Source organism: Labrys okinawensis, assembly GCF_002982075.1.
GTDB classification, from domain to species: Bacteria; Pseudomonadota; Alphaproteobacteria; order Rhizobiales; family Labraceae; genus Labrys; species Labrys okinawensis_A.
Map to the genome: position 1 here is coordinate 220,659 of NZ_PUEJ01000007.1, position 17,882 is coordinate 238,540.

At 63.3% G+C, this 17,882-nt stretch carries 18 protein-coding genes; 6 read left to right on the forward strand and 12 right to left on the reverse strand.

All coding sequences use genetic code 11. The features are described from left to right. Positions 1–76: 76 nt before the first annotated feature. The 8 genes from C5L14_RS20125 to C5L14_RS20160 form a co-directional block, all read right to left on the reverse strand. Complete coding sequence (locus C5L14_RS20125; RefSeq protein ID WP_105863850.1) at positions 77–766, reverse strand: hypothetical protein; 690 nt, start codon at positions 764–766, stop codon at positions 77–79. A 146-nt stretch (positions 767–912) separates the two neighbouring features. Further along, positions 913–1,254 (reverse strand): ADP-ribosylation/crystallin J1, encoded by a 342-nt coding sequence (locus C5L14_RS20130; protein WP_105863851.1) that lies wholly within the window; start codon positions 1,252–1,254, stop codon positions 913–915. Positions 1,255–1,322: 68 nt separating this feature from the next. After that, a complete protein-coding gene (gene serA / locus C5L14_RS20135; RefSeq protein ID WP_105863852.1) occupies positions 1,323–2,912 on the reverse strand; it encodes a phosphoglycerate dehydrogenase in 1,590 nt (529 codons plus the stop codon). Positions 2,913–3,069: 157 nt separating this feature from the next. Beyond that, positions 3,070–4,236 (reverse strand): phosphoserine transaminase, encoded by a 1,167-nt coding sequence (locus C5L14_RS20140; RefSeq protein WP_105863853.1) that lies wholly within the window; start codon positions 4,234–4,236, stop codon positions 3,070–3,072. 218 nt (positions 4,237–4,454) lie between these two features. Continuing rightward, a complete protein-coding gene (locus C5L14_RS20145) occupies positions 4,455–5,375 on the reverse strand; it encodes a carbohydrate ABC transporter permease (protein WP_105863854.1) in 921 nt (306 codons plus the stop codon). Between the two features lie 15 nt (positions 5,376–5,390). After that, complete coding sequence (locus tag C5L14_RS20150) at positions 5,391–6,497, reverse strand: carbohydrate ABC transporter permease (RefSeq protein WP_105863855.1); 1,107 nt, start codon at positions 6,495–6,497, stop codon at positions 5,391–5,393. A 195-nt stretch (positions 6,498–6,692) separates the two neighbouring features. Further along, the gene (locus C5L14_RS20155; protein ID WP_105863953.1) at positions 6,693–8,279 is read right to left on the reverse strand and encodes an extracellular solute-binding protein; all 1,587 of its coding nucleotides are present in this window, start codon (positions 8,277–8,279) and stop codon (positions 6,693–6,695) included. Between the two features lie 307 nt (positions 8,280–8,586). Further along, a complete protein-coding gene (locus C5L14_RS20160; protein ID WP_105863856.1) occupies positions 8,587–9,648 on the reverse strand; it encodes an ABC transporter ATP-binding protein in 1,062 nt (353 codons plus the stop codon). Between the two features lie 305 nt (positions 9,649–9,953). Between C5L14_RS20160 and C5L14_RS20165 the strand changes: the two genes are divergently transcribed. The 5 genes from C5L14_RS20165 to aac(3) are packed head-to-tail and all read left to right on the forward strand — an operon-like array spanning position 9,954 to position 13,651. After that, entirely contained in the window at positions 9,954–10,904 is a 951-nt protein-coding gene (locus tag C5L14_RS20165; protein ID WP_105863857.1) for an ABC transporter ATP-binding protein, read from the forward strand. Then, positions 10,904–11,671, forward strand: a complete 768-nt coding sequence (locus C5L14_RS20170; RefSeq protein WP_105863858.1) for an ABC transporter permease — start codon at positions 10,904–10,906, stop codon at positions 11,669–11,671. The genes C5L14_RS20165 and C5L14_RS20170 overlap by 1 nt, the downstream gene beginning before the upstream one ends. A gap of 54 nt (positions 11,672–11,725) precedes the next feature. Continuing rightward, positions 11,726–12,289, forward strand: coding sequence for a GNAT family N-acetyltransferase (locus tag C5L14_RS20175; RefSeq protein WP_105863859.1), 564 nt, complete (start codon positions 11,726–11,728; stop codon positions 12,287–12,289). A gap of 31 nt (positions 12,290–12,320) precedes the next feature. After that, positions 12,321–12,800 carry a GFA family protein gene (locus C5L14_RS20180; protein ID WP_105863860.1) on the forward strand — a complete coding sequence of 160 codons (480 nt, stop codon included), beginning with the start codon at positions 12,321–12,323 and terminating at the stop codon, positions 12,798–12,800. Between the two features lie 26 nt (positions 12,801–12,826). Continuing rightward, entirely contained in the window at positions 12,827–13,651 is an 825-nt protein-coding gene (gene aac(3) / locus C5L14_RS20185) for an aminoglycoside 3-N-acetyltransferase (protein WP_105863861.1), read from the forward strand. Positions 13,652–13,720: 69 nt separating this feature from the next. Here the strand turns inward: aac(3) and C5L14_RS20190 are convergent, their stop codons facing one another. The 3 genes from C5L14_RS20190 to rpsU all read right to left on the reverse strand — a co-directional run bounded on the left by C5L14_RS20190 (position 13,721) and on the right by rpsU (position 16,075). Continuing rightward, entirely contained in the window at positions 13,721–14,182 is a 462-nt protein-coding gene (locus tag C5L14_RS20190; RefSeq protein WP_105863862.1) for a cupin domain-containing protein, read from the reverse strand. A 107-nt stretch (positions 14,183–14,289) separates the two neighbouring features. After that, entirely contained in the window at positions 14,290–15,195 is a 906-nt protein-coding gene (locus C5L14_RS20195; protein ID WP_181161259.1) for a lysophospholipid acyltransferase family protein, read from the reverse strand. Positions 15,196–15,790: 595 nt separating this feature from the next. Continuing rightward, on the reverse strand, positions 15,791–16,075 hold the full coding sequence (gene rpsU / locus C5L14_RS20205; RefSeq protein WP_105863865.1) for a 30S ribosomal protein S21: 285 nt from the start codon (positions 16,073–16,075) through the stop codon (positions 15,791–15,793). Positions 16,076–16,553: 478 nt separating this feature from the next. On the opposite strand from rpsU, the gene C5L14_RS20210 reads away from it, so the two are divergent. Then, positions 16,554–17,045, forward strand: coding sequence for an SRPBCC family protein (locus C5L14_RS20210; protein WP_105863866.1), 492 nt, complete (start codon positions 16,554–16,556; stop codon positions 17,043–17,045). Between the two features lie 116 nt (positions 17,046–17,161). Here C5L14_RS20210 and C5L14_RS20215 read toward each other — a convergent pair whose 3' ends face one another. Beyond that, positions 17,162–17,827 (reverse strand): dienelactone hydrolase family protein, encoded by a 666-nt coding sequence (locus tag C5L14_RS20215; RefSeq protein WP_105863867.1) that lies wholly within the window; start codon positions 17,825–17,827, stop codon positions 17,162–17,164. Positions 17,828–17,882: the final 55 nt, after the last annotated feature.

Consider the following 17,882-nt stretch of genomic DNA (forward strand, 5'->3'; position numbering starts at 1 on the left):
TTGCAGCGGCAAAATGAAGCGTTTGGAAATTTGCGCCGCAGACATTTTTCGGGACGAAGATTGCCAGGAGAGCGGATTAATCCTCAAGGGCTTTGCGAAGGCGCGAATTGCTATCTCCCGGCAAGTCCAAGGCCAGGACCTCCTTCATAGCAAGGTCGACGGCGGGGTTATTCATGGGATGGCGAAAGCGTTGCAACGCAAAAATCAGGGCATCGACAATTGCGAGCTTGTCTGTATCGGTGAAGTTGGCGTCACGAAGTACCGCCGTCGAAAATCTGACTATAGCAGCTTGCTCATTCTGTGCTTTGGCATGGAGAGAGATCACATCCTTTTTTGGCACCTTGCCTAGAATGAAGAATAGTCTCGAAGCATCGATTTCGGCTTTCTTGCCCGCGCAGGTGAGTTCAAAGACGCGAATTAGCGCAATTTCCCGTGCATATTTCCTGCGACCTTCATCGTCGCCATTCAGATAGAAGCTAAGGACCCTGTCAGGAAAGTGGCATATCGGGTCAATCGACCCCTCCTCTACGGACAGGGCGGAGTCAGCCGAGCGCAGAGCTTCAAAGTCGAGAGCCTTGCTCAGCAGCTTGCCGTCCTCTGTCGGGCCGGCCCGCGGCAGTTCGCGGCCCGACGTCGTGAGCCGCTCAAGCAAGGAGGTCTGCGCCGCTTCGATGTCAGCGCTGATCGCGCTGAGGATCTGTCCATGGCAGATGGCAGGGGACAGGGCCAGGGCAACCACAAAACAAAACGCTTCGATCGAGCGCATCCACTATGAGTCCCATGAAACGGATCGAGGATGGCTTTCCGCAATGGAATGTCAATACGTGGAGGTGCGGCGCGGTTCCCCTCGGAAAATCAAGGCCTTGTCCACACTGGATTGCATACGAAATTGTTTCTTGGGCCCGCCTTTTTTCAGGGAAATGAATCGACGATCTTTATCTCGCCGATGATGGCAGCATTGAAGGCGGGAAGATCTTCCGCCGGTATCCAGTATTCCTGGTGATCCTTGCCGCCGGCTTCCTGGACGGCATAGCGTTCGAGGAAAGCCTGGTCGACTTCAAAGCGGGTCACGAAACCGGATCCGCTGGCCGGTACATTCCAGTCCCGGGCGATCTTTACGGCATAGGCGTGCGTCGTGACGGGGTAGAATATCGGCTGGTCGGGAAGGCGCGGAGGAAACGTCTTCATCCCGCTCGCACGGATCAGTGCCAGTTCCTCCGGACCGACAGGGCGCCACAGGTTTATGCCGGCCATATCACATCCTTCTTTGCCGGTGCCACTATGAGAACGGGCACCGGCGCTTGCCAATGGCTCTCGTTCGCTCAGAACGTCAGCGCCTTCACCTGCACCACGTTCGGGATGGTGTTGATCTCCTTGAGCAGGGTCTCGCCCACCACCTGGTCGATGCCGACCAGGGCAATGGCATTGCCGCCTTCGAAATCGCGCCCGAACTGCATATGGGCGATGTTGATGCCGTTCTCGCCGAGCAGGGTACCGATGCGGCCGATGAAGCCGGGGCGGTCGTGGTTGGTGATGTAGAGCATGCGCGGCAGAAGGTCCGCCTCGACATTGATGCCCTTGATCTGCACGATGCGCGGCTTGGTGCCGGCGATGATGGTGCCGGCAACGGCCCGGGTCAAGTTTTCGGTCTCGACTTCGAGCGTGATCAGGCTGTCATGGTCGCCCGTCTTCTCGCGCGTGGTCTCCTCGATGACGATGCCCCGCTCGCGCGCCACGCTCGGCGCGGCCACGATGTTGATGTCGGCCAGAGCCGGACGCAGCAGGCCCGCCACCGCGGCTGACGTCAGCGCCTTGATCTTCATGTGGGCGACATCGCCCTCATAGACGATGCGGATGGTCTTGATGTCGGTTTCGGTGAGCTGGCCGGCGAAGGAGCCGAGCTTTTCGGCAAGCGAGATGTAGGGCTTGAGGCGCGGGGCCTCTTCCGCTGTGATCGAGGGGAAGTTGACGGCGTTGGAAATGGCGCCGCGCAGGAGGTAGTCCGACATCTGCTCGGCGACCTGCAGGGCGACGTTTTCCTGGGCTTCCGTCGTCGAAGCACCCAGATGCGGCGTGCAGACGACGTTGGGCAGGCCGAACAGCGGGTTCGCCGTGGCGGGCTCCTCGACGAAGACATCGAGGGCGGCGCCGGCGACATGGCCCGATTTCAGGAGCTCGGCGAGAGCCTCCTCGTCGACCAGGCCGCCGCGGGCGCAGTTGATGATGCGCACGCCCGGGCGGGTCTTGGCCAGCGCCTCGCGCGACAGGATATTGCGGGTCTGCGGCGTCATCGGGGTGTGCAACGTGATGATCTCCGCCCGGGCGAGCAGGTCGTCGAGTTCGACCTTTTCCACGCCCAGCTCCAGGGCCCGTTCGGCGCTCAGGAACGGGTCGAAGGCGATGACGCGCATTTTCAGGCCCACCGCGCGGTCGGCGACGATCGAGCCGATATTGCCGCAGCCGATGATGCCGAGCACCTTGCCGGTAATCTCGACGCCCATGAAGCGGTTCTTCTCCCACTTGCCGGCCTGGGTGGAAGCGTCGGCGGCGGGGATCTCGCGGGCCAGCGCGAACATCATGGCGATGGCGTGCTCGGCGGTGGTGATGGAATTGCCGAAGGGCGTGTTCATCACGATCACGCCGCGGGCGGTGGCGGCCGGGATGTCGACATTGTCGACGCCGATGCCGGCGCGGCCGATCACCTTGAGATTGGTGGCCTTGGCGAGGATGGCAGAGGTGACCTTGGTGGCCGAGCGGATGGCGAGGCCGTCATAATTGCCGATGATCTCGGCGAGCTTTTCCTTGTCCTTGCCGAGAGCGGGTTGGAAATCCACCTCGATGCCGCGATCCTTGAAGATCTGAACGGCGGCGGGGGACAGGGCGTCGGAAATCAGGACTTTGGGAGCAGTCATGGAAGCTCTCCTGGAGCGCGGGCATCTGCCCGCTTATGGAAACGGGATTCTTTGCAGAAGATGATGCTGCTGGGGCCGCCGATCTCTTGTCGGCCTCATTCCGGAAACCTCGTGTTTCCGAAGAGCCGGCAGGATGCCGGCGGTCCCAGGGAAGAACTCAGCCGATCGTGGCGATCGCCTTGTGGAACGACCAGTCGAGCCAGGGCATCAGCGCTTCGACATCGGCGGTCTCCACCGTGGCGCCGCACCAGATGCGCAGGCCCGGAGGCGCGTCGCGATAGGAGCCGATGTCGAGCCCGGCCTTCTCCGCCTCGATGGCGGAGGAGAGCGCCTTGGCGAAGGCGGCCTGTCCTTCGGGCGGGAGTGCCGCCACCCTCTCATCCACCACCTTCAGGCAGACCGAGGTGTTGGAGCGGGTCGCGGGGTCCTTGGCCAGGAAGTCGATCCAGGGCGTCTTCTCGACGAAGCGCTCGATGGCAGCGAGGTTGGCGTCGGCGCGGGCGATCAGCCCGTCGAGGCCGCCCGTGGCCTTCGCCCAGTTGAGCGCGTCGAGATAGTCCTCCACGCAGAGCATCGAGGGTGTGTTGATGGTCTCGCCCTTGAAGATGCCCTCGATCAGCTTGCCGTCCTTGGTCAGGCGGAAGATCTTGGGCAGCGGCCAGGCCGGCGTATAGCTCTCCAACCGGGCGACGGCGCGCGGCGAGAGGACGAGCATGCCATGGGCCGCTTCGCCGCCGAGGGCCTTCTGCCAGGAGAAGGTGACGACGTCGAGCTTGGCCCAGTCGAGGCGCTGGGCGAAAGCGGCCGAGGTGGCGTCGCAGATGGTGAGGCCTTCACGATCGGCCGGGATCCAGTCGCCGTTCGGCACGCGCACGCCGGAGGTGGTGCCGTTCCAGGTGAAGACGATGTCGCGATGCTTGGCGTCGATCTCGCTGATATCGACGATGTCGCCATAGCCGGCCTTGAAGATGCGGGCATCATCGAGCTTGAGCTGCTTGACGACGTCGGTGACCCATTCGGAGCCGAAGGATTCCCAGGCCAGCACGTCGACGCCGCGGGCGCCGAGCAGCGACCACAGCGCCATCTCGACGGCGCCCGTGTCGGAAGCCGGCACGATGCCGATGCGGTAGTCCGCCGGCACGCCGAGCACGTCACGGGTCAGTTCGATCGCCTGCTCGAGCTTGGTCTTGCCAAGCTTCGCACGATGCGAACGGCCGAGAGCGGCGGATTTGAGGGCTTCGGGGGTCCATCCGGGGCGCTTGGCGCAAGGGCCGGACGAGAAGTTGACGACAGCGGGCTTTGCCGCTGGCACTGGCAGTGTCATCGCGATGTCTCCATCCTCGCAGATGGGCGTTCCTCGTTGGGGAGGAATGTCCCGCAGCCCGTATGCGCTGCGGCGAGGATGGCGTCAAGAGACTTTTGATGGTCGGATAGAGGAAACTTTGACGTAAGCCTTTCGAGAGCGCGACTGTGGCAGAAACGCCACGACCGGGCTTGGCACGTCCCGGCAGCAAAGCGACAGGCCCCGGACGGGCTTATCCGTCATTTCACCGAGCCGGCCGTCAGGCCCTTGACGATATAGCGTTCCAGGAAGATGCCGATCAGTGCGAGCGGGGCGATCGCCGTGGTGGCGAGCGCGGCCATCGACCACCAGTTGATGCCCTGCGAGCCGGTCTGGCTCGCCACCATCACCGGCAGGGTCTTGGCGTCCGAGGAGGTCAGCAAAGCGGCGAAGAAATATTCGTTCCAGGTCAGCACCAGCGCCAGGATGAAAGCCGCCACCATGCCGGGCAGGGCGATCGGCAGGATGATGTGCCAGAACGCGCCCCACAGCGACAGGCCGTCGACCAGAGCGGCCTCATCGAGTTCGGTGGGGATGGTGTCGAACTGGTCGCGCATGATCCAGATCACGATCGGCAGCACGGTGAGCGTGTAGAGCAGGATCAGGCCGATGCGGGTGTCGAGCAGAGCGAGCTCGCGATAGAGCACCAGGAAGGGCAGGGCCAGCACCACCGGCGGCAGGATCAACTGGGACAGGAAGAAGAAGGAGATGTCCCGGTTGCGCATCCAGGCGAATTTGTACTGGAAGCGGCTGAGGCCATAGGCGGCGAGGGAGCCGATCACCACGGCCAGCAGTGAGGAGCCGAGCGAGGTGATCACGCTGTTGGTGAAGCGTGACAGGAATTCCGAGCGCACCGTCGAGGTCGAGCCGAGCGTATCGGGCGAAAGGCCGAGCGAGCGCCAGCCCTTCCAGTCGGGCTGGAAGTCGAGCCAGGGGACGAGATGGCCCTGGGTGACGTCGACCGCCGATTTCATCGAGGTGGTCAGCGTCCAGTAGATCGGAAACAGGCAGATGAAGGCCCAGGCGACCAGCGCGCCATAGATCAGCACGCGGCTGAGCACTGTGGTCAGGCGGAAGGCGGTGTCGCGGGGCGCGGCGGTCGGGATGGCTGTCGTCGTCATGTCGATCTTCCCCGATCAGCTGCTGCGCTGCATGAAGCGGTTGGCGATATTCAGGAGCACGGTGACGAAGACGATGATCACGACGAGATAGAACATCGCCAGCATGGTGCCGTAGCCGACATTCGAGCGGTCGCGGTATTCGCGATAGATGAAGCTCGACACCGTGTCCGTGGCCCCGCCCGGCCCGCCGGAGGTCGTGTTGATCACGATATCGGCGAGCTTGAGCTTGAAGATGATGCGCAGCACGATCGCCGTGATCGAAACGGGCAGCATCAGGGGAAAGATCATCTCCTTGAACTGCTGCCAGCCGGAGGCGCCGTCGATCTTGGAAGCTTCCATCACCTCCTTGGGTAAAGCCTGCAGGCCGGCCAGCAGCAGGATCATCAGGAAGGGAATCGAAACCCAGGCATCCATGGCCTCGATCGAGAGGCGGGCGATCCAGGGCTGGGTGAAGAAGGTCGGCTGCGACCAGCCCAGTTCCCGCATCAGCCGTGCCACCGGCCCGTAGCGATATTCCATCATCGACTTGCCGACCATCCAGCTCACCGCCACGGGGCTGAGCATGAAGGGCAGGAGGAAGGCGACGCGAAAGAATTTGCGGGCCTTGATCTCGGCATTGAGCAGGAGGGCGAGGCCGAAGGCGATGGCGTATTCCACCAATACCATCAGCACGTAGAACACCATGTTGGCGAGGGCGTTCCAGAAATCGGGGTCGTGGAAGAGCGTGACGAGATTGTCGAGGCCGTTGAAGCGCTGGCCGGCGAAAGAGGAGAGATTCCAGTCGGTCAGGGCGATGTAGAAGCCGAAAATGGTGGGAAAGATCACCATCGCCACGGTGAACAGCACGGCCGGCAGGATGAACAGGGCGCGCTCGCCCGCTTCTCCCCGCATCAGCACCTGCCCGACGCCGAGCGCCACCGACCACAGCACGAAGGCGTAGAGCACGGGACGCCAATTGTCGAAGCCGAACGACATGCCCTGGTTCTCGTGCAGGAACTGCACCAGGGCGGCAACGACGAGGAGGACTGAGGCCAGGCCGATCAGGACGCGCCCGAGGAGGATGCGGCTGCTCGGGATGGAGTTTGGAGCGTGTGTAGCGGTTGCAGACGAGGTCGGCGGCATCAGGGGCCCTGAACGCGAAACGTGATTGAAAGGCGCGACGCCCGCCTTCTCCCCTAGCGGGAGAAGGTGCCCCGAAGAGGCGGATGAGGGGTTTTGCCGAACTCGCCGGACATGGCGCGTCCACCCTCATCCCCCTGCCGGGACCTTCTCCCACAAGGAGAGAAGGGACTTTATCGGCGTGGGATGTGCCTGATCCTACAGCCCCAGCGAGGCCTTGTAGAGCTTGATCTGCTTCTCGCGGCCGATCTGGTCGGTCAGCTTTTCCCAGGCTGCGGCGATCTGGTCGGCGCCTTCCTGGGCCTTGAGCTGGCCGGCATAGATCTTGGCGAGAATGTCCTCGGCCAGGCTGTAATATTGGAAGATGCCGGGGATGCGCGGTTCGATCGCCCCGTTGGGGTGGTTGTAGGAGTTGAACTGCGAATCCAGATAGTTGGTGATGAATTCCTTGTCGTAACCGGCCGCCACCCATTCGTCGATATTGTGCTGGCTGTTGCGATAGCACTGGAAGCCGGAGGGGTAGACTGCCGTCCACAGCGCCAGGTCCTTGCCGCCGAGATGGGCGGCGGCGCTCCAGGCGGCCTTGTGCTTCTTCTCGTCCTTGTCGACGCGAGCCATCACATAGACGCCCCAGCCGAGATAGGCCAGATTCGGCGCGAAGTTGGGGCCGCTCGCCAGCTTGTCCCACTTGCCGGTCTTCGAATTGTAGACGTCGTCGGAGCCCGGCAGGATGTCGAAGCCGCATTTGTCGCCGATGACCGAGGAATCATTGGTCTTGGCGTTGGAGCCGATGTCGCCCCACCAGACGCACATCGAGCCGGTGCCGCCGAGAAACTGCTGGAAGCCGGTGGTGTTGGGGTCGGCGTTGAGCTGGTCGGCAGGCTCGGAGGGCAGGGCGTCGAGCACGTCCTGGATGGCGCGCACCCAGGCCGGATTATTGATGCGCGGCTTCATGGTGTCGACGTCGAACAGCCAGGCCTTGTCGTCGGGATGCTTGGCATAGGCGGTGGCACGGCTGCCGAGGAAATAGAAGCCGAAGCCGCCCCAGGCCTTGCAGGCGTCGAGATAGCCATAGGCGTCCTGGCCGTCGACCTGCTTGCCCTTGAGGAATTTGGTCACCGCCTGCACCTGCTGCCAGGTACGGGGCACCGCCCATTCGGTGGTGTTGCCGGCTTCCTTCCAGGCCTTGGCCAGGGCCTCGTCCTTGAAGTAGTCGGTGCGGTAGTTGAAATTGTGGGTGTCGCCGTCGATGGTGACGCGGTACTGCTTGCCGTCCCAGGTGCCGACGGGCGGCTTGAGGTAGGAGACGAGATCGTCCATGTCGATCTGTTTCTTCACCCAGTCCGGCATTTCCGAAGCCAGGCCCTTGCCGCAGACGTCGCCCTCGAAGGGAGCGCCCATCTCGAGCAGGTCGAAATCGACCGTGCCGGTGGCGATGGCCTGCTGCAGGCGGGGATTGTAGTCGGCCTGGGCGAGGTCGATCCAGTTGATCTTGGCGCCGGTATAGGCCTCCCAGGGCTTGAGGAAGCCGCGGAACAGCAGGTTGTGCAGGTTCTGGTTGTTGAGCCCCATGAAGGAGAGCTCGACGCCCTTGAACTCGCCTTCCTTAATGGAGGCCTTGGTGGCGCCGAGGCAGAGCTCGCCGACCTTCTGCCAGTCGGCATCGGTGGGTGAGCCCTTGCCGACCCCGGGGATCTGCAGGATCTTGGCCCTGAGGTCGCTGGCTTCGTCCGCCACCGCCGGCTGGGGGGCGGCGGTGACGCCGAGGCTGCCCATCGCGGCCATGGCGCCGACGCTTGCGGCGCCCTTGAGCAGCCCACGGCGGCTCGCCTGCAGGGCGAGGAGATGTTTGTAGTCTTCCGTTTTCACGTCGATTCTCCCGGTCTGAATAGCTGGTCTTGTTCTTGGCTGCCTCGGCAGCGGGAAATGTCTTTTTCGTAGCGCTTCGGCAACGTTGGGTTGTGGCGAAGTGTGCGGATGCTAGGAAGGCGCCCCACTCTCGTCAACAAAAAGGTCAGACCATTCCGGATGCGCGGGCATCGCGACATGCGGGCATGCTGCCGTGATCTCCATGCATCCTGAACGCCGCGCCTCAGTTCAACCGCAAACCGCTCTCGGCGTCGAAAAGATGCACGGCGGCGAGGTCGGGCTGCAGCGCCAGGATCTCGCCCGAACCAGCCGTCACCCGCTCGCGGAAGACACCGAGCACCCTCTGCTCGCCGAGCTGGGCGAAGACCTGGGTTTCGGCGCCGGTTGGCTCCACCACGGTAATCCTGGCCTGCAGGCTGCCGCCGAGGGAGAAATGCTCGGGACGGATGCCGTAGATGACACGCCGGCCTTCGCTGCCGGGCGGGATGGCGGGCACGGGCAGTTCCACGCCGTCATCGGTGACGAAGCGCGGCGCCGGACTGGCCTCCAGCCGGCCCTTGATGAAATTCATGGCCGGCGAGCCGATGAAACCCGCGACGAACAGATTGGCTGGACGGTCATAGAGCTGCAGCGGCGAGCCGATCTGCTCGATGATGCCGTCATGGAGCACCACGATGCGATCGGCCATGGTCATGGCCTCGATCTGGTCGTGGGTGACATAGATGGTGGTGGTCTTCAGGCGCTGATGCAGCTCCTTGATCTCGGCGCGCATCTGCACGCGCAGCTTGGCGTCGAGATTGGAAAGCGGCTCGTCGAACAGGAAGACCTGAGGGGCGCGCACGATGGCACGGCCCATGGCGACGCGCTGGCGCTGGCCGCCGGAGAGCTGGCGCGGATAGCGTGCCAGATAGGGGCCTAGGTCGAGGATCTCGGCCGCCCGCTTCACGCGCTCGTCGATCTCGGCCTTCGGTGTCTTCCGGATCTTGAGCGCGAATCCCATGTTTTCGGCCACGGTCTTGTGCGGGTAGAGCGCATAGCTCTGGAACACCATGGCGATGTCGCGGTCGCGCGGCGGCAGGTCGTTGACCTGGCGGTCGCCGATCCTGAGGGTGCCCTCGGTGATCGGTTCCAGGCCGGCGATCATGCGCAGCAGCGTGGACTTGCCGCAGCCCGAAGGCCCGACCAGAGTGACGAACTCGCCGTCCTCGATGGTGATCGATACGCCGTGGATGACCTTCTGGGCGCCATAGGATTTCTTGACGTCGACGACATCGACCGAGGCCATGCGGCAGGTTTCCCTCTGACTGGATTTGTCTGACGAGGATTGGTAGCCGAATGCTTTGCCGCTCGGCAAGGGCAGCGCAAGGATAGATCGTTTGTGTCCTCCCGCAGGCAGCGGCACGCCGTGCTGCGATGCAGGATCGCGTGAAGAGATCGCGTTTTTTCTCGATGGCGGTCCCGTGTCGCCGGGCAACATTGCATGCTGCGCACGGTATGACGCCGCCATTTGAAGCCTTCATCCCCTCCGGTGTGAAGAAACATGGTTGCACTCGGTTTGGAAAGACGCCATTTCCCCGCAAGGAGGCACGCATGAAAGCCAACAATTCACCGTCCGCCGAGGACGTCATCGTCGCGGTGTCCGGCGTCAGCAAGACCTACAAATCGGGCTTCCAGGCCCTGAAAAGCATCGATCTCAATCTGCGCCGCGGCGAGATTTTCGCCCTGCTCGGCCCCAACGGGGCAGGCAAGACCACGCTGATCTCGATCATCTGCGGCATCGTCAATCCCTCCAGCGGCACGATTCGCGCCGACGGCTGCGACATCGTCAGGGATTACAGGACCGCCCGCACCAAGATCGGCCTGGTGCCGCAGGAATTGTCGACCGATGCCTTCGAGACCGTATGGGCGACGGTGAATTTCTCGCGCGGCCTGTTCGGCAAGCCATCCAACCCGGCCTTTCTCGAAAAGATCCTGCGCGACCTTTCGCTGTGGGAGAAAAGGGACAGCAAGATCATGGCGCTGTCGGGCGGCATGAAGCGCCGCGTGATGATCGCCAAGGCCCTGTCGCACGAGCCGACCATCCTGTTCCTCGACGAGCCGACGGCGGGCGTCGACGTCGAGCTGCGCCGCGACATGTGGGAAATGGTGCGGGGCCTGCGCGAGAATGGCGTGACCATCATCCTCACCACCCACTATATCGAGGAAGCCGAGGAGATGGCCGACCGCATCGGCGTGATCAACAAGGGCGAGATCATCCTGGTCGAGGACAAGGCCGAGCTGATGCGCAAGCTCGGCAAGAAGCAGCTGACCCTCAGCCTGCAGCAGCCTCTCGAGACGGTGCCGCCGGCTCTTGCCGCCTACCGGCTCGATATCGCCGACAACGGCAACCAGCTCATCTATACCTTCGACGCCAAGGACGATCCGGAAGTGCTCTCGCGCCTGCTCCACGACGTCGGCGAAGCCGGCATTGGCTTCAAGGATTTGCAGACCAGCCAGTCCTCGCTCGAGGACATCTTCGTCAGCCTGGTAGGGGCGCATTGATGAACATTCACGCCATTCGCGCCATCTACGTCTTCGAGATGTCGCGCACCTTCCGCACGCTCCTGCAGTCGATCGCCTCGCCGGTGATCTCGACCTCGCTCTATTTCATCGTGTTCGGCTCGGCCATCGGCAATCACATGCCGACGGTCGGCGGCGTGAACTACGGCGCCTTCATCGTGCCCGGCCTAGTCATGCTGGCGATCCTGACCGAGAGCATTTCGAATGCCTCCTTCGGCATCTACATGCCGAAATTCATCGGCACCATCTACGAAGTGCTGTCGGCCCCGGTCTCGGTGGTGGAGATCGTCATAGGCTATGTCGGCGCGGCCGCCTCCAAATCCATCCTGCTCGGCTTCATCATCCTGATCACCGCCTGGCCCTTTTCGCATTATTCCATCGAGCATCCGTTCTGGATGCTGGCGTTCCTGGTGCTTACATCGGTGACCTTCAGCCTGTTCGGCTTTCTCATCGGCATATGGGCCGACGGCTGGGAGAAGCTGCAGATCGTGCCGACCCTGATCATCACGCCGCTGACCTTCCTGGGCGGCAGCTTCTATTCGATCAAGATGCTGCCCGACTTCTGGCAGGGCGTCAGCTACATCAACCCGGTTCTCTATCTGGTGAGCGGGTTCCGCTGGGCCTTCTACGGTGCTTCCGCTTCCGATGTCGATTTCGTGCAGAGCCTGGGCATGACGCTGGTGTTCATGCTGCTGTGCCTGGCCGCGATCGCGGTGATCTTCCGCACGGGATGGCGGATCAAGGTCTGAGCGGAGCTTCCGGGCAAGGCGGCGGCGATTTCAGGGCAAAGCGAGATTTGAAAAATGATCGAAACACCGCGCCTTTTCCTGCGCAAACCGATTCTCGACGATTTCGAGCCCCACGCCGCCATGTGGGCGGAGCCGGAAGTCTACAGGTACATCTCGGGCAAGCAGCGCAGCCGAGAGGATATGTGGCAGCGCTTTCTCCAGGCCCATGGCACCTGGCATTTCTTCGGCTTCGGCTATTTCTCGGTGATAGAGAAGGCGAGCGGGCGCTATCTCGGCATGACCGGCTTCCAGGATGCCATGCGCGACATGGAGCCGAGCCTGGTGGGCTCACTGGAGGCGGGGTGGGTGTTCGCGTCCCATGCCCATGGCCGGGGCATCGCCTTCGAGGCCAGCCGGGCCGCCTTCGACTGGGCGCGCGGCACGCATCCCGGTCGCAGGGTCACGGCGATCATTGCACCGGAAAATACCGCTTCGATCCGGATCGCCCAAAAGCTCGGCCTCGAGGCCGGCCCGAACGTGACCTATCATGATTCCGTCGTCACGCTGTTCGAGGGCTGGCTGGGCGAGCCTGGTTCCCCGGCTCGACATTCCAGCGCCGCCGCAGTAGCAGGGGCGTGACGATCACAGCCATGACCGGGTAGGTGCGCGCATGCCGAATCAATCGACACCGATGAGGGGAAGCTGTCGCTGCGGACAGGTCGAATTCGAGGTCGCCGCCGCGCCCCTGATGACCATGGCCTGCCATTGTCGCGGCTGCCAGAAGATGACCGGCAGCGCCTATTCCCTCAGCGCGGCAATTCCTTCCGAAGGCTTCCGGGTCACCCGCGGCGAACCCGTGATCGGCGCCCTGCATGGACCGACGCGGCATTTCTACTGCGGCCATTGCAAGAGCTGGCTTTTCACAAGGCCGGAAGGCATGGATTTCTTCGTCAATGTCCGCCCGACCATGCTGGCCGAAGCGGTGTGGACGGAACCCTTCATCGAAACCTGCACTTCGGAGAAGCTGGCCTGGGCCTCGACACCGGCCCGGCACAGTTTCGAGCACTATCCGGCACCTGAGCTCTATCAGCCGCTGATGGCGGAATATGCCGAATATTTGTCGTCGCCGAGCGCCACCTCGCGCGACTGACGCGGCCGGCACCGTGGAGTGTTGTCATGTCGGAAGCCTTGCCTGCCTATCGCAGCCGGGCCGCGTTGCGCGATGATCTGCGCCGGCTCGGTATCCGGGAGGGCGATATGGTCATGGTGCATGCTGCCATGAGCCGGGTCGGGCCGCTGCTCAATGGCCCGGATGCCTTGTCGCATGCGCTCCTCGATGTCGTCGGCCCGCAAGGGACGATGATGGTCTATACCGATTGGGACAGCGTCCACACAGATCTCCTCGACGAGGAGGGGCGCGTCCTGCCGGCATGGCGCGATCATGTGCCGGGCTTCGACCAGCAGGCCTCGCGCGCCGTCCGCGCCAATGGCGTGATCGCCGAATTCGTGCGAACCATGCCCGGCGCCCACCGCAGCGGCAATCCCGGCGCCTCGATGGCGGCGATCGGCGCCCGCGCGGCCTGGCTGACGGCCGATCACCCGCAAGACTACGGTTATGGCGAGGGCTCGCCTTTGGCCAAGCTCGTCGCGGCCGGCGGCCGCGTGCTGATGGTCGGAGCGCCCTGGGACACCATGACCTTGATCCACCACGCCGACCATCTGGCGCGCCTGCCCGGCAAGCGCATCCTGCGTTACGAAGTGCCTTTCGCCGGCAAGAACGGCACGACCTGGCGCTTCATCGAAGAGTTCGACACCACCGAGCCCGTGCTCGAGGATATCCCGCCCAATTATATCGAACGCATCGTCAGCGCCTTCGTCGCGCAGGGCGGCGGCCGTCAGGGGCTCATCGGCCAGGCGCCGTCCCTGCTGGTGGATGCCAGACCCATGCTCGATTTCGCCATCGCTTGGCTCGAGGCCTGGGCTGGTCCGCATGACGGCTGAGGCCTTGAGCGCCCGCCAGGCTTTGTGGTCCGGGATCTGAACCGTCGCGTCGAAAATGACGAGGTGGCCTCAGGCCCCGGCATAAGGCGTGCCGTCCTTGTGCAGGAAGCGGCCGTCGGAACTGGGGCTCATCATGTCGATATCGGAGCAGTGGATCACGTCGGCGGGAGAGCGGGAGCCGATTTCCAGATAGGCCGCCATGGCGCCGGATCTGTTGATCATGTGGTGGCCGTTGCCGGTGCCCTTTGGAAAGGCGGCGCAATCGCCGGCCCGCAGGATCGTCTCGCCGCCATCCTCGACGAGCGTCAACTCGCCCTGCAGCACATAGACGAATTCGTCCTCGGCGGTGTGCCAATGGCGCTGGCTCGACCAGTTGCCCGGCGGCAGTTGCATGAGGTTGATGCCGAAATCCTGGAGGCCGCCGGCATTGCCGAGGCGCTGCCGCACCCGTTCCGCGCAGGGCCCGTCGAAGGGCGGCGGATAGCCGGAGCCCTTGTGCCTGGGAATGGTGGCGAGATCGAGCTTGGGCATGGCGGGCTCCCAACTATATGGCAATCAGGGCGGCGAAAGGGAGATCATCATGTCCCTTCCGGCCTCGGAAACAAGAGGAGCTTCCGCTTCCCAGATCGCGGGACGCCTCAACCCCACCGACGATGGGCCCACATCCACTGTTCGGGATGTTCGCGTACCCATTTTTCGAAGAGTTGGTGAGTGAGGTGCGTTGCCGCGTCCACATCGGCGTTTCGGTCGTCGGTGCGGGGTATGTCGAGGATCTCGGCTTCGATCCGAAAACGCACGCCATGGGTGCGGATGACGCGGGCTGCGACCAGCAGCGCATCGCTTCCCCTGGCAAGCAGGGCCGGAAAGGTGGTCGAAGGGGCGGGCCGGTCGAAAAACGGCACCGAGAGCCCGTTGCGGTCGCGCAGATCGGCGAGCAGCGCAATGGCGCCGCCGCCGCGCACGATGCGCAGCAGCTTCTTGCCGACATCGGCACCCTTGACGAAAAGCCCGCGTGGATAGCGGTCGCGACGCACGAGAGCGACGTAGTCGTCGACCTTCGGATTCTTCATGCGCTGGTAAACGCCGGCCACCTTGATGCCGTTCGTCACCGTCGGGATGACGACGAGTTCCCAATTGCCCGTGTGGAGCGAAACGAATACCACGCCCTTGCCGCTGGCCTTCACCGCCTCGATCAGCGGTCCGCTGGCATCCTCCACGCGTCCGGCCTTGACGATGCGATCCACCATCAGGCTTTCGGCGAATGTCCGCCCCAGATCCATCCACATCGCGCGTGCCAGTGTATCGATCTCGGCGGCACTCTTTGTCGGGTAGGCGGCGGCCAGGTGCCGCAAGGCCCGGTCGTGGCGGCGCAACCGAGGGGCGACCAGGCGCCACAGGGAGCCCATGGCCCAGGAACCGAAATCGAGCGGCAGGATATGCAGGAGACCGACCAGGCCGCGCAGCAGGAGATATTCGGCGGCATGCTTGGTGCTGCGCCAGCTGCGTCCTGTTTGAGCCGGGATCACGTTGGATAGGTCTGTCACGTTTACCATCATCGTACTGAAGCTGCCGGCCCGACCGAACATCACGGCGATGCCAGGCGATTGCGGGCCGGCACCTCGGCTATGCTGGATTGGGAGGTCACCGCCCTGCCTATACCAGAATCGGTGCCCGGCGCCTGTTCTTTCGGGGACTCGGTGAAGCCCTGCAAGCCAATGAGCGTTTCCGTCTAAACGCGCTTTGCTCCAGCGGGATCACCGGGAATCTGCATCCCTTCCTGCATGCGTCATGTCGACCGCCGCGTCGGTCTGGTCCGCGCGGGTTTCAGAGCGCTCCGGTGCGGCTCGGGCGTTAGGCCCGCGCCTTGCCTGGAAGCACGCAGTTCGTGCTCCCGAGCCACCCTTTCGCGGGAATCCGAGATGTCTTTCAGCCTGTAGGCGGGCTCGGGGCCATCGGCGGGCATTTGCCGGGTCACCAGATAAGGGCCTTCGTCGTGCCTCGAGATGGACGAATGAAAGGTGACGATATCGCCGACCTCAAACGCATGCTTCATCAATCACGCTTTCTGTGTCCTGGAGGTGTCGGGAGGTGCTCACCGCATCACAAATATGGCGATCTGCGCGGCGCCGGGCACGACAATCACGTCCTGGTGGTGGTCGAAGGCCCGCTTCTCCCTGGCCCTCCCCGTCCTCGCGACTGGGCCTTGGGCTTGGGGGCAGGCAATAGGCCCTCGCGCTGAGCCTGCTTGCGAGCGAGCTTGCGGGCGCGGCGAACGGCTTCCCCCTTCTCGCGCACCTTGCGCTCGGACGGCTTTTCATAAGCTCTGCGCAACTTCAGCTCGCGAAGGACGCCTTCGCGCGCCAATTTGCGCTTGAGGGCCTTGAGCGCCTGTTCAATGTTGTTCTCACGAACGAGTATCAGCATACGAACTCCAAATACCAAAAACAAAAGGGCCGAACGCATCGCCGGCCCAAGGATGAATCGTGCCGTCTTGCGCCAATCAAACGTTCTGATCGGTCGGGCTGAAGGAGGCTGGCAGCTTTCAGACTGCCCGCCACGGACTTATCCCTCCCGCGGCGCCTCATGGCAGGGCCGGGAGAAGAATTGCAGTTTCCTGGAAAAATCGCAGCCTGCAGGCACGATGCCACAAAAGCTTCGGTCAATCCGCCGATCCTGGAGCGTGTCTCAATTAGGGCAGCGTCTCATGCGCTGACTTTGCTCCAATTTTTGGAGTTGTACACCATTCCCGGCGGGATAGCCAGAATCGGATGACCGCACGGTCCGGCACACCTTGCCGAAGGGGACAGGCTGGAGCGCTCCAAATCCCGCCACGCTTGTAACTCACGCGATCCGCCAGACCTTCCTACAATCCCGTCATCGAACCAGGCAACGGGAGGCAGCCATGACGGATCGCAGTTACACCACCAGCTTTACGGTCGACCAGACACCGGCGCAGGCTTTCGCCGCCATCGTCAATGTACGCGGCTGGTGGTCGGAGAACATCGAGGGCGGAACCAGCCGGGTCGGCGAGAAATTCAGATACAGCTACGAGGATGTTCATCGCTGCGAGATCCAGGTGCGCGAATTGATCCCGGACCGGAAGGTCGTCTGGCGCGTCCTCGACAATTATTTCAGCTTCACCCGGGACAGCTCCGAGTGGAAGGGCACCGAAATCATTTTCGAGATTGCGAGGAAGGGCGATCAGACGGAGATTGCCTTCACCCATTTGGGGCTCGTGCCCGACTACGAGTGCTACCATGCCTGTTCGGACGGCTGGCACAGCTACATCACGGGCAGCTTGCGAGATCTGATCGCCAGCGGCAGCGGCCGGCCCAATGTCGGCGAGGCCATCACCCAAAGCGAGCAGCTGCTGACGCGCCCCACTGCGGCCTGACCTGCGCGGGGCGAGGCGCGTCCTCTTCGGGACGCGCCGGCGTTGCTGTGCAGATCCGGGATCGCAGGATGAGTCCATTCAATTTCGATGCGATTCCGGGATTGCTCTGCATCACTTCATGCTGCAACGCGACCGAGAAATTCGAGCACGCGCCGGGTGAGCGCCCTTGTGGCATCCGCGTCGAAGGACGGCAGCGAGCTGTCGGCGAAGTAATGCTGATCCCCCGGATAGAGGAACAGCTCCGCGTCCTCGGCTTTCTCCACGATTTCGCGCGCCGCCTCGATGTCGCCCTCGCCGACGAAGATGGGATCGCGGTCCATGCCGTAGATCTGCACCGGAACGCCCCGCGGCCAGGGACCGAAGGCCCATTTGCCGCTGATCGGCAGGCAGGAATGGAAGAAGAGGGCGCCGCGCGCGCCCGGGCGGGTCTGCGCGAGCTTCTGAGCCGGCACCACGCCGAAGGAGAAGCCGGCATAGACCAGGCCCGGGGGCAGGCCGTCGGCGCAATGCTCGGCCCGATCCCGCATGGCATCGAAGCCGACCTCATTGATGTGAGCCAGGCCTTCCTCGATGCTGGCGAAGATGCGCCCGTCGAAAAGGTCCGGCGCATGCACGACATGGCCGGCGGCCCGTAAGGTTTTGGCAAATGCCTGCACGCCGGGTGTCAGACCCTGGGCATGATGAAACAGCAAAACTTCAGCCATCATCGCTCTCCGGCTGTCAGCGACGCCGGCAGCTAAACACGCCAGGGCCGCAAGTTGAAGATCCGGCGAAAAGCGCATGGCAATTCCGGCAGGATCCCTTCGTCAGTCCAATTCACAGGACCGGCACCCGGAC